13 protein-coding genes are annotated in these 15,407 nt (G+C 59.4%); 8 read left to right on the plus strand and 5 right to left on the minus strand.

The features are described 5' to 3' along the window. Positions 1 to 67: 67 nt before the first annotated feature. Positions 68 to 283, minus strand: a complete 216-nt coding sequence (locus AC1RO5_RS03095; protein ID WP_493172627.1) for a hypothetical protein — start codon at positions 281 to 283, stop codon at positions 68 to 70. Between the two features lie 275 nt (positions 284 to 558). Then, on the minus strand, positions 559 to 3,459 hold the full coding sequence (locus tag AC1RO5_RS03100; protein WP_493172629.1) for an AAA family ATPase: 2,901 nt from the start codon (positions 3,457 to 3,459) through the stop codon (positions 559 to 561). Between the two features lie 232 nt (positions 3,460 to 3,691). Between AC1RO5_RS03100 and mhpA the strand changes: the two genes are divergently transcribed. The 7 genes from mhpA (at position 3,692) to AC1RO5_RS03135 (ending at position 12,457) form a co-directional block, all read left to right on the plus strand. Next, positions 3,692 to 5,350 carry a bifunctional 3-(3-hydroxy-phenyl)propionate/3-hydroxycinnamic acid hydroxylase MhpA gene (mhpA, locus tag AC1RO5_RS03105; protein WP_493172631.1) on the plus strand — a complete coding sequence of 553 codons (1,659 nt, stop codon included), beginning with the start codon at positions 3,692 to 3,694 and terminating at the stop codon, positions 5,348 to 5,350. A gap of 2 nt (positions 5,351 to 5,352) precedes the next feature. Further along, on the plus strand, positions 5,353 to 5,997 hold the full coding sequence (locus AC1RO5_RS03110; RefSeq protein ID WP_493172633.1) for a TetR/AcrR family transcriptional regulator: 645 nt from the start codon (positions 5,353 to 5,355) through the stop codon (positions 5,995 to 5,997). A 242-nt stretch (positions 5,998 to 6,239) separates the two neighbouring features. After that, positions 6,240 to 6,854 (plus strand): TetR/AcrR family transcriptional regulator, encoded by a 615-nt coding sequence (locus AC1RO5_RS03115; RefSeq protein WP_493172635.1) that lies wholly within the window; start codon positions 6,240 to 6,242, stop codon positions 6,852 to 6,854. 89 nt (positions 6,855 to 6,943) lie between these two features. Continuing rightward, a complete protein-coding gene (locus AC1RO5_RS03120; protein ID WP_493172637.1) occupies positions 6,944 to 8,035 on the plus strand; it encodes a VOC family protein in 1,092 nt (363 codons plus the stop codon). An 82-nt stretch (positions 8,036 to 8,117) separates the two neighbouring features. Beyond that, a complete protein-coding gene (locus AC1RO5_RS03125) occupies positions 8,118 to 9,074 on the plus strand; it encodes a fumarylacetoacetate hydrolase family protein (protein ID WP_493172639.1) in 957 nt (318 codons plus the stop codon). Continuing rightward, positions 9,074 to 10,975 carry an acyl-CoA synthetase gene (locus AC1RO5_RS03130; RefSeq protein ID WP_493172641.1) on the plus strand — a complete coding sequence of 634 codons (1,902 nt, stop codon included), beginning with the start codon at positions 9,074 to 9,076 and terminating at the stop codon, positions 10,973 to 10,975. Before AC1RO5_RS03125 ends, AC1RO5_RS03130 begins: the two co-directional genes overlap by 1 nt. 162 nt (positions 10,976 to 11,137) lie before the next feature. Further along, positions 11,138 to 12,457, plus strand: coding sequence for an outer membrane protein transport protein (locus AC1RO5_RS03135; RefSeq protein WP_493172643.1), 1,320 nt, complete (start codon positions 11,138 to 11,140; stop codon positions 12,455 to 12,457). Positions 12,458 to 12,469: 12 nt separating this feature from the next. Here the strand turns inward: AC1RO5_RS03135 and AC1RO5_RS03140 are convergent, their stop codons facing one another. Continuing rightward, positions 12,470 to 12,781, minus strand: a complete 312-nt coding sequence (locus AC1RO5_RS03140; protein ID WP_493172645.1) for a hypothetical protein — start codon at positions 12,779 to 12,781, stop codon at positions 12,470 to 12,472. A gap of 159 nt (positions 12,782 to 12,940) precedes the next feature. Beyond that, entirely contained in the window at positions 12,941 to 14,014 is a 1,074-nt protein-coding gene (locus AC1RO5_RS03145) for an alpha/beta fold hydrolase (RefSeq protein WP_493172647.1), read from the minus strand. A 207-nt stretch (positions 14,015 to 14,221) separates the two neighbouring features. Here AC1RO5_RS03145 and AC1RO5_RS03150 point away from each other — a divergent pair, with 207 nt between their 5' ends. Continuing rightward, on the plus strand, positions 14,222 to 14,686 hold the full coding sequence (locus tag AC1RO5_RS03150; protein ID WP_493172649.1) for a VOC family protein: 465 nt from the start codon (positions 14,222 to 14,224) through the stop codon (positions 14,684 to 14,686). A gap of 28 nt (positions 14,687 to 14,714) precedes the next feature. On the opposite strand, the gene AC1RO5_RS03155 is transcribed toward AC1RO5_RS03150, so the two are convergent. After that, positions 14,715 to 15,257: a GrpB family protein gene (locus AC1RO5_RS03155; RefSeq protein ID WP_493172651.1), complete on the minus strand. Its 543-nt coding sequence runs from the start codon at positions 15,255 to 15,257 to the stop codon at positions 14,715 to 14,717. Positions 15,258 to 15,407 lie beyond the last annotated feature (150 nt).

Below are 15,407 nucleotides of genomic sequence, written 5' to 3' on the forward strand. Positions count from 1 at the left end.
GCGCGGAGTCGTCAGCGAAGCGTCGCTGTTCGGTCGCCATGTCGAGCGTTGATTCAGGTTGGAGACGTCACTCGCTGTCGGCATCTGCTGCGTGCTCGCCGGTCGCTGACGCGAGGTCGGAGTCAATCGACTCCAGCAACGCTTCGGCGGACGAAAACTCGCTTTGACGCCCGGTGACCAGGTTTTCGAGGCGGCCCGCGAGCGCCCCGGGCATGGCGTCGCTACGCAGCTTCACGACATACGAGAGGCGGTTCGGGTACTTGGATTCAGGGTTCAGGCTCATTGCAGACCAGGGGATCAGAAAGTTCGACGACAGCGTAGGCCGTCCCCCCTGGTCGAGTCGTAAGCGAAAGGTCGTACTTCGGTCGGGAACACTGCAGCTCTTGTGGGAGCTTGCCTCTGTGGCGAGGGGGCTTGCCCCCGTTCGACTGCGAAGCAGTCGTAAAACCGGTCGCCGCTTTCTAACTCAAAATCGCGGTGACTGGATTCGGGTGCGCTTCGCGCCCCAACGGGGGCAAGCCCCCTCGCCACAGAGGCTCGCACACAGGTTTTGCGTCTTTAATTCACGGGCTTTGCAGCCTGAAGCAGCGAGCGCGCACGTTTCACCAGCTGGGTTCCTTCGGTTTCGGGCAATTGCTCAACCAGCGCCGCCAGGGCCTGGCGGTCCTCGGTAGCCGCGTCGTGGTGCTCGCACAACTCGACCAGCGCGAGCAACTCCAGCCACGGTGCAGCCTGGGCGCGCGCGTCCTCAATCGCCCGCCGCGCTGCGGTGTTGCCGGCATCGAGCCGGCCCTGCATCCGCGCAATCGCTGCTTCTAGCAACAACAGTTGCGGCAGGTACACGCGCTCGCCCAGTTCTTCCCCCACTCGTAGTGCTTCCTGTAGCTCGACTTGCGCAGCGTCGAAATCACCCGCCAGCAGCAGCGCCTCGGCGGCGTAGCCGAGCACTTCGCTGGCTCCGGAGCGCATGCCGAGTCCGGTGTGTTCGTCGTAGGCCTCGCGGATGCTGCGGTAGCCGTCACGCGGAGCGCCATTGCGCGCCTCGGCCCAGCCGCGCCACCAGCGGCAAGCCGTGCGCCCCAGTGCCAGCGAATACTCGTCGACCAGCGCCTGCATGTCGTTAGCCAACGCTGCCACACGCACAGGGTTGCCCATCCGCACCTCGATCAACACCTCTTGCCAGGTGGCGACCAGCCAGGTCATGGGCTGGCGAAGCGCCTGTGCGCGGGTCCGCGCCCGCTGCATGTGGTCCTGGCCTTGCACAACAAGACCGGAACGCACGAGTTCTATGGCCAACATACCGTGCAGCATGACCTGAGGATCGGCCGCAAAAATCTCGTTCGCCCCGATGTCCAGCGGCTCGGCGATTGCGAGCGCGCGCTCCAGCCAATGGCGGGTCGCTTGCGTGCGCCCCTGAAGATGATGCACCTCGCCCTGTACGATGCATGCCACCAGCATGAGTGTTGAATCATTCGCCTCGCACGAGAGGGTTTCGGCGCGTTCCGCTACCGCCAGCGCCAGCGCATAGTCGCCGCGCAGACCGAGCAGATAGCCGAAGCCGTGCAGCAGGCGCCCGCGCATCGGATGCTCGGGTACCTGCGCTAGCCGCGCGTACGCGCGTTCGAACGCGTTCCTGGCTTCGTTGCCGACACCGAGCGTATGGAAAGCCGATACGCCCTGCAGTGTCGCCAAGGTAATTTCGAGCGTATCGCGCTCTATCCCTTCTGGTGCCCGCCGCAGCAGGGCCAGCGCGCGCTCGGTGAGACCGATGCACAAGGCCGGGCTGAAGTGCAGCAGCGCGGCTTCCGCGGCTTCGGCGTAGTAGCGCAGCGCGATCATCGGCTGCCGGGCCCGGTCGAAGTGTGTCGCCAGTTCCGAGGCAGCGACTGGCACGCCGGCCATGCGCTCATGTTCGAGCGCAGCGCCAACCTGGTGATGAAGGTGAGTGCGCAATGAGCGCGGCGTGCGGTCGTACAGTACCTGGCGGAAGAGGGCATGCCGGAACGAGTAGGGTAGCTCCAGCGTCTCTTCAGGTTCGGCGACCCGCGACCGCGTGAGCCACACCTGCTCGCGCACCAGTTCCTCGCAGGTGTCGGCCACGCAAGCGAGGTCGCGCTCGAGGGCCAGCGAAACCGTCTCGACTCGAAACTCGACTCCGCATACCGCTGCCGCCGAGAGCAGCGCACGCTGCTCCTGCCCGAGCTTGGCGATGTAGTGATCAATGATGGCCGCGAGGTTTTCGGGAACCGCCATTCCCGCCAGCCGGGCTTCGATGGTGGCGTCGTCGTCCGCAGGGTCCATCACTTCACTGATGACTGACGACACGAACAGCGGTACACCGTCGGTGCGCTCGTGCAGGGCACGCACGAAGGATTCATCGCGCGCCAGCGACGTCGAACGTAGCGCGACATAGTCAGCGACTTCGGTTTCCGAGAACGGATCGAGCACCACTTCCTCGCACAGACGTTGTTGGCGCAGTTCGTGGCGCAATGAGTTAAGCGGATGTTCGAGCGCTACCACCTCGGCGACGCGGAAGCTCGACAGCCACATAAGCCGCGCGCGGCCACGTCGCCGCGCCACATAGTCGATGAGCTGGACCGTTGCCCGATCGCTCCAGTGCAGGTCTTCGGTCACCAGCAACAGCGGTCGCTGCTCCGTGTAGCGGTCCAATAGTTCGCCCATTTCCCGCAGCATGCGATCCGGACCGATGCCGGCAAGCTCGCGCCGCAACGCATCTCGCTCTTGCGCTGTGCTCAGCCACGGGAGTTGCAGCAGCCAGGTCGGCGCCACGGCGCGCAGTAGTGTCGGCATGTCAGGGTCGCTGCGGCACAGGTCGGCCAACGCCTCCAGCACCGGCAGGTACGGTTCGCCGGTGCCGTAGTGCTCCACGCAGTGGCCGCGGGCACAGGCGATGCCGCCTAGGCTCGCGAGGAAATGCTCGATCAACGTGGTCTTGCCAATCCCCGGTTCTCCGGCAAGCCAAACCACCGCCCGCTGCCCGCCGCAAGCCCGCTCCCATGCCCGTTGCAGTCTTGAGAGTTTGTCGGTGCGACCAATGAATGGCGGCGCCGGATACGCGTCGTCCGCCGGCACCGTCGTGGATGCAGACGGTATCGAAGGGGCAGGGGATGGCCCGGCGATGAACCGATAGCCGCGCCGTGACACCGTCTCGATGAAGCGGGGCTGCCTGGGGTCGTCGCCCAGCACCTTGCGCAGATCACTGATGGCCGTCTTCAACACTGAATCGCTGACAAACCGATGTCCCCACACTTCATCCAGCAAAGCATCCTTGGTCACCAGCGATCCCGGTTGGCGTGCAAGCGCGCAAAGCAGCATGAAGGGCGTTGGGGCCAACGCCACGGCTTCTCCACTACGTGACAAGCAGGCGTTGGCTTCGTCGAGTTCGAACTCGACGAAGCAGAGCTGGACCGGGTTCGGATGGGGCTGCGGACGTGCCACGTTGGATTCCTGAAGACTGAAACAGAGTGATGCGCCGTGAGGCATGGCACGTGGTCACTCCAATAACAACGCTGATCGGCTCAGAAGCCAAGCTTCATCGGTCGGAAACTGGCTCTGGAAGATTAATGACAAAAATTTCAATATTGAAATATCTTTCAATTTTACATACCTTCACCTTGCCTGACGATGAGACCTGCGTGTCTCACGACTTCAATCACAACAAGGGCTCGAGATGAACAACAACAAGAAAGGTTCCGAATTGCCTCCCACCGATGTCGATGTGTTGGTCGTCGGTAACGGTCCGGTAGGGGCGACCATCGCGGCGCTGCTCGGCCGCTATGGTGTAAAGACACTGGTATTGGACAAGACCCATGAGGTCTTGCTGATGCCCCGCGCCATTGCTCTGGACAACGAGGCGCTTCGCATCCTGCAACTGGCCGGATTGTCGGAAGACGCTTTCGAGAAGATCGTTATCCCTGAAGTGAAGATGCATTCCCCGGTCCTCGGTCAATTCAGTCGGGCCAATACCGCGGGGTGCATCGACGGCCATCCCAAACTGGTGACGTTCTATCAACCCGACCTTGAACATGCGATGCGCAACCAGGTCTCCCGGCTGAAGTCGGTGACCAGCCTGGGTGGATTCGAGCTTGAGAATCTGGTCGAGGAGTCGGAGGGGGTCGTCGCCTCCGTACGGGACCAGGATGGCCAGATGCATTCCGTTCGCGCCCGATACCTGATCGGTGCGGATGGTGCCAGCTCCAGGGTCAGGGGCTTGATTGGCCAGGAGTTCGAAGGGCAAACCTATGCAGAGGATTGGCTGATTGTCGATACCAGGAACCGGCATCAGTCAGCGATTGATCATGTTGAGTTTCTCTGTGATCCACAGCGCCCAACGCCGCACATGCCCGCTCCCGGCGGGAGGGAGCGTTGGGAGTTCATGCTGCACCCGGGCGAATCCCGGGAAGAGTTGGAAAGTCCGGAAAGCATAGCCCGGCTGATCGCGCCATGGATCAATCCGCAGGAGCTGGAGGTCGAGCGCAAGGCGGTGTATCGATTCCACGCGCGCTGCTGCAACCGATTCAGCAAGGGGCGGGTCTTCCTCGCCGGGGATGCCGCCCACATCACCCCGCCTTTTGTCGGGCAAGGTCTCGTCGCGGGGCTTCGAGATGGCGCCAACCTTGCCTGGAAACTGGCTTGGGTCCTTCACGGCCAAGCCGCGCCTTCAATACTCGATACCTATGATGAAGAGCGCCGGCCCCATGCCCAGGCGATGATCAATCTGGCGAAACTCATGGGCCGTCTGGTGATGCCGAGAAACAAGGTCGCCGCTTTCTTCATCCACGGCCTGATGCGGACGCTGGCGTTGACGCCCGCTTCCAGAAAGTACTTCGAACAGCTGGACATCAAGCCGAAGAACATCTTCAAAAACGGTTTGTTCATGCAGCATCGTCGTGGCGACAAACTGGTTCGTGGCAGTCTGTTTCCCCAGGCCTGGGTTCGCAATACGCAACAGCGGATCCAGCTGAGCGACGATGCGCTTGGACACAACCTGACCCTGGTCGGGTTCGGTGTTGACCCGTTGTCACTGCTGAGCGCTGCTCAAGTCTTTTCCTGGATAAAAATGGGCGGTCACTTCTTGCAGATCGGACCCAGCGGTCAGCGCTTCGACAGTGGTTGCGACTTCATCGAAGACCTGAACCATGACATCCTGCCGCTGGCTGCCAAAGGCACGCTCGTCGCGATTCGCCCCGACCGTATCATCATGCACCACGCTCCCGGCACAGAGGCAGACAGTCTCATTCGAGACTGCCTGATCCTGATGACCAGCGCCGATTCCACTGCCGATAGCGTTTCCATTACCATCAACGAGCCCCCTCGATTAAGAGCGTGAAGATGCCGTCTCCCACTTTTCCTTCAGAAGTACCTGCGCAAGAGCCTCTCACTCGAGGCCACAAGAAGCGTGAACGCACCCGTCGCGGCCTGGTGGACGCGGCATTGCGTCTTGTCGCGCGCAAGGAGGTGGGGGAGATTGCACTGCTCGAGGTCGCTGCGGAGGCCGCCGTATCCAACGGCACCATCTACAACTATTTTCGCACGCGCGACGAAGTACTCGAGGCGGTTGGCATCGCCATGGCGTCCGAATTCTCCGATGCCATTTCCACCTTGAGCTCGGACGTGCACTGCGGTGCACAGCGGCTTTCGATTGGCGTGCGCATGTTCGTCCGTCGGGCTGCCTACGACCATCAATGGGCTAACGCACTGCTGCGCATCATCCATTGCGATCAGGCCATGCGCTCGCGGCTGGCTGACCATGTGCTGGGCGACCTGCGTGACGGTCTGCGCGCGGGCACTTTCGCTTACGAGGACGAAGGGGTCGCCCTGGACCTGGTCGTATCGTGCACGACCGGAGCCATGCGCTCGGTTGTCGAGGGGCGTGCGGCGGCGGAGCACGATCTGCTGGTCGCCGAGATGATTCTCAAGGCGCTGGGCGTAACACCGGCCAGAGCCAAGAAAATCGCCGGCAAGCCGCTCCCCTAGGCCTGATGTCATCCTCGACTCGCCAGGCCTTCTGCTGGATATCTGAACATTTGTGTTCATTTTAGCTGGCGAATAGAACTCCAAATCCCTTCGTGAGCCTTGAGAAATCATTCGGCTAATCCGCTTTTATATGGGGTTGAATGATTTTTTTGGATGGTTTCGTTCTTTATTCAAAAAACGTTGTTGACTGAAAATGAACACGCGTGTTCAATTGGTTCATAAGGTAATTTTGGAGAGATAACGTGGAATCCCTGAATCCGACACAGCGCCGCATTCATCAAGCCGCCTTCCGCCTGTTCGCTGAAAGAGGCACCTCCCAGGTGAACATCCTTGACCTCGCACAAGAGGCAGGAGTAGCGCGCGGAACGATCTACAGCAACATCGACAGCATGGAAAACCTGTTTGAGGCGGTTGCCAGCCATCTCGCCAGGGAGATGCATGAGCGCGTCAACAAGAGCTTCGACTCTCTTACCGATCCCGCTCAGCGCCTCGCCAATGGCATTCGATTCTTCATTCGTCGAGCTCATGAGGACTCCCATTGGGGGGCGTTCATCCATAAATTCGCCATGAGCAATGCTTCGTTGCGCGAAATGTTCAGCAGCCAGGCGACTACGGATCTTCTGAGCGGACTTTCCAGTGGGCGGTACACGTTTGCGCAAGGGCAATTGATCTCAGTACTGACGCTGATATCGAGCAGTGTCCTCGGCTCGATTTTCCTGGTGCTGGAAGGGCATAGAACGTGGCGCGAATCGGGCTCTGACACCGCCGAGCTGGTGCTGCGAGCATTGGGTATACCGCCAGATGAGGCCCGTGCGCTGGCGACCACAGAGTTGCCGGCACTTCCGCTTCTCGACTGAGCCGCGTTAACCGACCCGACTAAACAACACCCCTGGATTTTCAGGGGTGCGGGGACGGCTTTACCCTCAAAACCCGGAAAACAAAAACAATGAACAACAAAAACCAATTGCACCGGTTGGCGACACCACAACCCGCCCGGCATCCGCAGCCGACGGTGAAGGCCCAGGGGCTGACTCACCTGATCTTTCAACGGCCGGACTTGAATGAGGCGGCGCGGTTTTTGACCGATTTCGGCCTGACAGTCAGTCAGCAGGACGCCGATACGCTTTATCTGCGCGCCACCGATCCCTCTGCATATTGCTACCGCGTCCATCGTGCAGAACAGGCACGTTTTGTCGGGTTCGGACTGGCAGTCCAGTCGCTCAAGGATCTGCAGAAACTGACGCGAATCCCGGGCGCGTCAGCGATCGAGAAATCGGAACATCCGGGTGGCGGGTATTGCGTCAGACTGACCGATCCTTCCGGTTTCATCGTGGAAGCTGTTTGCGAGCAGATTCCAGGTAAAACGCTGGTACACAGAGCGCCTCTTCCCTGGAATCTGGTCCACGAGCAACCGCGAATCAATGCCACGCAGCGTCCGCCGATCGCTCCCCCTGAAGTACTCAGACTCGGCCATATCGTCATCGAAGTGGCCGACTACCAGGCGACCTGTGCCTGGTACACCAAGCATTTCGGGTTTATTCCCAGCGATGTGCAGGTGCTCCCCGATGGCACACCTATCGTTACCTTCATGCGCCTCGACCTCGGTGAAGTTCCCGCGGCTCACCATACGCTCGCGATAGCGCAAGGGTTCATGGCCACCTATAGCCATAGCGCCTATGAGGTTGTCGATGCCGATGCGGTGGGAATGGGGCAACGCGTCCTGCGCGAGCGCGGTTGGGAGCATTCATGGGGAATCGGTCGACACATTCTGGGCAGTCAGATCTTCGATTACTGGCAAGACCCTTGGGGTGACAAGCACGAGCATTACTGCGACGGGGATGTGTTCACGGCCGCACAGCCTACGGGTATTCATCCCGTAAGCCCCGAGGCAATGGCGCAGTGGGGGCAGCGCATGCCCAAGAGTTTTACAAAACCCAGGATGAGCCTGACCAAGCTGCGTGCGCTGATCCGTAACCTGCGACGCAGCCCGGACCTGACCTTTCGCAAGTTGATAACACTCATGCGGATGTTCGGCTAGAGCTGTCAGCCCCTCCACAGAACAACACCATCGATCTCGTGCCGCCGCGCGCGGGACAAACGCTGCTCCAGGAGTACCCTCAATGTCTGCTGTACACGTTGTCCGCTTTGAATTTCAGAACGGTATCCACTGGGGCGTGCTACGCCAAGGCCGTATCACGGTTGTCCCCGGTGTTTTTGAAAGCACCGGTGATTTCATCCGCCAGAACAGCATCGACGATCTCGCTCAACTGAAGGGTACGGAGCTGGATGAAGTCGAAGTGAAACTGCTGTCGCCGGTGACCCGTAACCAGCAGTTCGTCTGCCAGGGCGCCAATTACCGTCAGCACATGATCGAGTCGGGCATGGACCCGGATGCGAAGAAATTCAACATGATCTTCACCAAGGCGACCAGTTGCCTGGTGGCGGCGGACAGCGACCTGATCAAGCCGCGCACCGTGCGCTTCCTTGATTACGAGATCGAACTGGGGCTGGTGATGAAACGTGCGATCACTGGTGCTGTGGCGGTCACCGACGCCAATCTGCATGAGTTCATCGCAGGCGTCGTCATCGTCAATGACTACTCGGCTCGCGACATCCAGATTCCCCAGATGCAGTTCTACAAGGGCAAGAGCTTCCGCACATTTGGCCCGGTCGGCCCGTACCTCTGCCTTCTGGATGCCAAGAGCATGCATTACCTCAAGGCACTGCAACTGCGCCTGACCGTCAACGGCCAGGTGCGACAGAACGACAGCACGGCCAACCTGGTTTACGGCCCCGCTGAAACCCTTACCGAACTCTCCGCCGTGCAAGATCTCGCCGTTGGAGACCTGATCGCCACCGGTACGCCTGCCGGCTGTGCACTGACAGTTCCTTCGCCTGCCAAACAGCGCATTGCGGCCCTGATGCCAGAAGCTACCAAGTGGAAGCTATTCCTCAAGGCGCAGGAAGGCCGGTCGCAGTATCTCAAGCCAGGTGACGTGGTCGAGGCGCGCATTCGCAGCGCCGATGGTGTGATCGACCTCGGCGTGCAACGCAACCGCGTCGTGGAGGAAGCCTGATGACGGTGCAGACCCTGAATGACATCGAAAGTCTTGAACGAGTCCCCTTGTCGGAGCGTGGCCTGGCTTCCAGCACTTATGAAGCGCTGCAACAGGCGGCCGAGCGCACCCCTCAGGCGCCGGCGCTAAGTTTCTTCGCCAATGCCGCCGATTTCAGGCGCACCAGCGAGTGGAACTACTCCCGGCTCTTCGCGGATATCACCCGCGCGGCGAATGCCTTCCATGACCTGGGCATCAAACCGGGCGAGGTGCTTGCCTTCATCCTGCCTAACCTGCCGGAAACCCATTTCACGATATGGGGCGGGGAGGCGGCTGGCATTGTCATGGCGATCAATCCTTTGCTCGAAGCCAAGCAGATGGCTGGCTTGCTGAATGCCGCGAAGGCCTCCGTGGTGGTGACGCTCGCACCGACTCCGGGTAGCGATCTGTGGCCCAAACTGGCTTCGCAGCTGGATCAGTTACCCGCGGTCAGGTCTGTCGTTTGGGTCAGCATGGAACCCTATGTCGCCGAACCGGTGCGCGGGATCCTGCAGGCCATGGCACTCAAGGAGCGAGACTTACACAACGGTATCGCGATCCACGATTGGCAATCGCTGATGAATACTCAGCCGCACACACACCTGAAGAGCGGCCGGCAAATCCGCCAGGATGAGTGCTCCTCCTACATTTGTACGGGCGGCACCACCGGGCTCCCCAAGATTGCCGCGCGAACCCATGGCTCGGAAGTATTCAATGCATGGGCGATGGCCGCTCACATGCAGCCACGCACGAGTGGCCAGGTTATCTTTTGTGGCCTGCCGCTGTTTCATGTCAATGGACAAATGGTGACGGGACTAATGCCTTGGACCCAAGGCGACCATGTGATCCTCGGGACGCCTCAAGGGTATCGTGGCGAGGGGGTGATCCCGCGATTCTGGGAGATGGTCGAGCACTTCGGTATCAACTTCTTTTCCGGCGTGCCAACGGTCTATGCCGCACTTCTGCAAAATGAATGGCAGGGCCGCGACCTGTCCAGTCTTCGCTATGCAATGTGTGGCGCGGCCCCCATGCCGGCTGAGCTTTTGCGAGAGTTCGAGCGCCGGACCGGGCTAAAGATCCTTGAGGGCTACGGCCTTACTGAGGGTGCCTGCGTTTCCTCAATCAATCCGCCCAATGGCGAGCGTCGTAGCGGCTCCATCGGGATACGGATCGCCTACCAGAATATGCGTGCGGTCTTGCTCAGCGATGCGGGCGAGTACCTGCGCGATGCCAACGTGGATGAGATCGGGCTCATCGCGATCAGTGGTCCGAACCTCTTCGATGGCTATCTGGAGGAGAGTCATAACCGGAGCCTCTGGATCGATATCGACGGTCAGCGCTGGCTGAATACGGGTGATCTGGGTCGCGAGGATGCGCAGGGTTACTTCTGGCTGACCGGGCGCAAGAAGGAGTTGATCATCCGCGGCGGCCACAACATCGATCCCAAGCAAATCGAGGAGATTCTGCAGGCGCATCCCGCCGTCGCCCTGGCCGCTGCCATCGGCAGCCCCGACGTCTACTCGGGCGAGGTGCCGGTGGCCTACGTTCAATTGCGCCCCGGGCAAGTTTGCAATGCCGAAGAGCTGGAGGTGTTCGCCCATCTCCACATCAGTGAGCGGGCCGCCGTTCCCAAGCGCATTGAAATCCTCGAAGCATTGCCACTGACCGCCGTGGGCAAGATATTCAAGCCCGCTTTGCAGCAGCGGGAGATTGCCAGAGTCGTCCAGCAGGAAGCGGGGCGCCTGGGGCTTGCGGATATTGCCGTTGAGGTCGTGCAGGACAATCGTCGTGGGCATGTCGCCTGCATTCGGGCCGGCACTGACCAGCAAATCCTGGCGCCGCTTTTAGGGCGCTATAGCTTCCAGATCGAGTGGCTTGATTGAGTCCCTGACTCGCATCTGTAAATCCAGCAGTCATGCCCTGGCGCTGTTCCGCCAGGGCCTTTTACACAACGTCGATCAACTCCGGCCGGCACTGAAAAGTGCACGGGAAGGCGAAGCCTTGCCTGCGTGCAATCAACAAAAACAATAAATAAGAGGTGGTAAATGAAACTGAATAGCCGTGTGATCCCGTGTCTTTCTGTTCAGCGAAAGTGTGCTGTCTGGATCAAGTTCACCAGTGCCATGGCACTGCTCAGCGCCTCGACCATTGCCGGCGCCAATGGCATTGGCCTCAACGAACAAAGTGCAAGCAGTGCGGGAACTGCTTATGCGGGGAGGTCTTCATCGGCGCTGGATGCCAGCACGATCTATGGAAATCCTGCCGGCCTGACCAAGTTGCGGCGCAGTGAGATTTCCGGCGGGGCTGCAGTCGTCTCGGTGAGCGACGACATCAGTGATGCGCAGAGCAGTGCCGCAGGAACGAATAAGGGCGACTCGGTACCGTTGGGGGTTGTGCCCTTCGTCTATATGTCGACACCGCTTGATGAGCGTTTTTCGATGGGGCTGGGCCTCTATGCGCCGAGTGGTTTGATCAATGACTACGAGAGCACTTTTCAGGGTCGTTACCATGGTTCCTATAGCACCACCAAGGAGATAACCCTGCAGCCCACACTGGCCTATCGGATCAATGATTACGTGTCCATTGGTGGCGGACCGACCCTGAACCATTTCGATGCAAAGCTTCAGAACTACATGGCAACCGGCGCCCTGAACAACGGCCAGGACACACTGGTCACCATCAAAGGCGATGACACGGCAGTTGGCTACAACGTCGGCCTCTTGGTTGACTTTAGTGAGGCCACCCGTTGGGGGATTACCTATCATTCGAAGGTGAGCTATCACCTCAAAGGGCATACTGAGGTTTCCGGCTCCCCGAGCGTTATCCCGCTGGACGGAAACTATGGCACTCAGATAGATCTGACGATGCCCGAAAAAGTGGACACGTCCATCACCCATCATTTCAATAGTCGCTGGACCGGCTACCTGGGGGCCACCTGGACACGCTGGAGTCGGATCCAGAAGGTCGAGGCAATCAACAGCGGTGTTTCCGCCATGGGCCAGGCTGCCGGCCTGGGGAATGTGGCCGAACAAATGAACTGGCACGACACATGGTCCACCGCGGTTGGCGCCTCCTATCAATTGAACCCGCAGTGGTTGATACGCGCAGGCTATGCCTATGACCCGGCGCCTGTTGGAAATGCCGATCGTAGCGTGCGTGTTCCGGTCGGCAATCGCCAGGCCGTGACCCTGGGCGGCGCTTATTTGCCGAATCCCGATCTGACGATCGACTTTGCCTATGGTTATCTCTGGGATTCAAAAGCCTCCGTAACGCACTCGAACGACTCCGGTCTTCAACCGGAATACAGTGCCCATTACGAAAACAGTGCGAATGGAATTTCAGTGCAGGCAACGTATCGGTACTAATTGCCGCTCCTATCAGTTTTTGCACTCCGCCATCACCACATGACAGGTCGTCGGCGTACCACCGGATTGGCCGGCATAGCGTATGCAATTATCCATGGACTTTTGGCGAGCCATGTCCAGGGTGGAGCCCCAGGCCAGGCCGCCTTCGCCGGCAGTGGGTAGCGCTTTTGCATAGCAGCTTGAGCCTGCGCTTGAGTCTGTGCTTGAGGCCGAATAGCGGGCCGTGGAAGTTTTGCCCGCACATCCCGCAGTCAGGGCCAGGTTGATGGCGAGCAGGGAAGGGAGGATCCATGACAAGCATTGACGTGCTGTTTTGCCGATCATCCCGTTTCCCCTGTATCAAGAGGCTGGAGGCGTGTTTGTGGTCGTGTTCTATTCAGATTAGACGGTGTTGCGCCTGCCTTGGTTAAAACGGCTCGTTAAATAAACGAGCCGTTGCTGTGAAGGTGTTCATCGGGGCAAGTGCATGGATTTCAGATCACCTCAAAGGTGATCCGCATCAATCACAGCCTTGGCGAACGCCTGCGGATCTTCCTGCGGCAGGTTGTGGCCGATGCCGCCGCTGATCAGCCGGAACTCGTATTTACCGGTGAAGCGCTTGGCGTAATCCTCAGGGGCCGGGTGCGGTGCGCCGTTGGCATCGCCTTCAAGGGTGATGGTCGGCACGTTGATGGAAGGCGCCGTGGCCAGTTTCTGCTCGAGCGCCTCGTATCGGGTCTCGCCCTGGACCAGGCCCAGGCGCCAGCGGTAATTGAACACGGTGATGTCGACATGGTCGGGGTTGTCCAGTGCCTTGGCGCTGCGGTCGAAAGTGGCGTCATCGAACGCCCATTTCGGCGAAGCCAGTTGCCATATCAACTTGGCGAAGTCGTGGGTGTTTTTCTCGTACCCGGCGCGTCCGCGATCGGTGGCGAAGTAAAACTGATACCACCATTGCAATTCAGCCTTGGGTGGCAGCGGGTTCTTGCCGGCCGCCTGATTGCCGATCAGATACCCGCTGACCGAGACCAGCGCCTTGACCCGTTCTGGCCACAGCGCCGAGACGATCTCGGCCGAGCGCGCGCCCCAGTCATAACCGCCGAGTACGGCTTGTTTGATCTTCAGCGCATCCATGAAGTCGATGACGTCACTGGCCAGCGCAGCCGGTTGGCCATTGCGAACGGTCTTATCGGACAGAAAATGCGTATCGCCATAGCCACGCGCATACGGCATCAGCACTCGATAGCCCTTTGCGGCAATCAAGGGGGCGACCTCGTCATAGCTGTGAATGTCGTACGGCCAGCCGTGCAGAAGAATCACCACCGGCCCATTAGCCGGGCCTGTTTCGGCGTATGCCACGTCCAGCAGTCCGGCGTTGACATGCTTGAGCGGGCCGAACGGAGAGGGTGTTGCATGAGTGGCACCAGCATTGACTGCGGTTGGCTGCGCGGCTGCGGTCGTTTGTGCGTGGGCCGCACCGAGAACGCCGAACAGGGTAAACGCGAGGATCGACGAGCCGACCAGACGGTGGCGGGTTTTGCCGGTTCTGTTCTTTTTGTTCTGCAGTGCCATCTTCATGTGATGTCTCCGTTGCAAGTCGTTGGCCAGGGGTTCTGGCTGAGCCCCTCGAAACCTTGCTTGCATTTGAATGCGGCGACGTATCTGGGCTGTGTCGAATTGCAGGCCAGGTGAAAAACCATGTATCAAGAGGCTGGTCAGACACACTGTGATACATAGCGGAGCGATCTCGGTATCAAAATCGCAAATCTGAAAAAGGTGAGGCCATTGAAATTAAAGTTCAGCCACGTCGATGTTCTCGTCAAAGACCTTGAGGAAGCGTGCAGGTATTACGCCCGTGTCTTCAGCGCCAAAATTTCAAAGACACTTGATTGGCAGCGCGACGGTTTGCATGTGCGCTATGCGATCGTCATGTTCGGTACGGAGCGGATTATGCTGGTGCAACCGTTTACCGGAAATCTCAAGGCTCTGATGGACGCCAACGGCGAAGGCACCATCTACCGGCACTGTTATTCCACACCGGACATCGAGGCAGCCTACGATGAGTTGATCGATGCAGGCGTCCAGCCGGAAAATGAAAACGGCAAGCCGCTATCTCGCGATAATCTCCAGTCGCCAAGTGGGACACGCATACTCTGGTTACCGAAACGCTTCGGGCACTTTTCCATTGAGCTGCTTGAAGAGAAAGAGCTGGAGGCATTTATCAAGGATGCATTTGCCGAGGAGGGATGAGGGAGGACGCTCGGCATTACCATGTTGACTAGCCGATTGGTCCAGGCTCTATGTGATCACTGCGAGCGGATGTCGAGACCAACCCCATAACCTCGTCGATAAAGGGTGCCTTCCGTGCCAGGTATTCACCTATGCCGCCGGTGTTGTTTGCTTCCAGTTCAAGCTTCAAGTCTTGATACCGCTGGCGAATTAAAGGGTCGCTCCTTAGCAAATCACGAAAGCGGAGCATTCTTTCGATTTGACCGTGGCCGGCGATACAAACGTGGGCTTTGTGTGTTCGCACACCATCAACATCGCGACGATAAAAATGGTGTCCTGCCGACAGATCGCTTCCCCGTGCGTACCCTAACCCAAGCATGACATTGTCTCGGGAGGATTCGTTTCGATGCTGCGCAACCTCGACCAGGAGGTCGATCTCTGGCTTGGCAGCTAGCTCGGCAACGGCGGTGCTTCCGACATGATGGATGGCAACAAGCTCAGTGCCGAACGCCTTCGCGATCTGCTCTTTGGCGCTAAGGAAGAGCGCGGGCCATCGACTGTCATAAGGGGAAATCTTGCTGGTTAACGCCATGGTGCTTCTTCCTTGTATCCACTGGCTTGGTAATACGGACACTCCAAGCGTGCGCGCTCTACACGCCGTCATACAGCATCCATGCGGGGGGCGGGATGTTAGCGCTTCCAATGCGCAGCAGCTATAGAGTTGGGAGGCCAGGGATTTGGC

Source organism: Pseudomonas sp. GW822-FHT02G04, assembly GCF_058802085.1.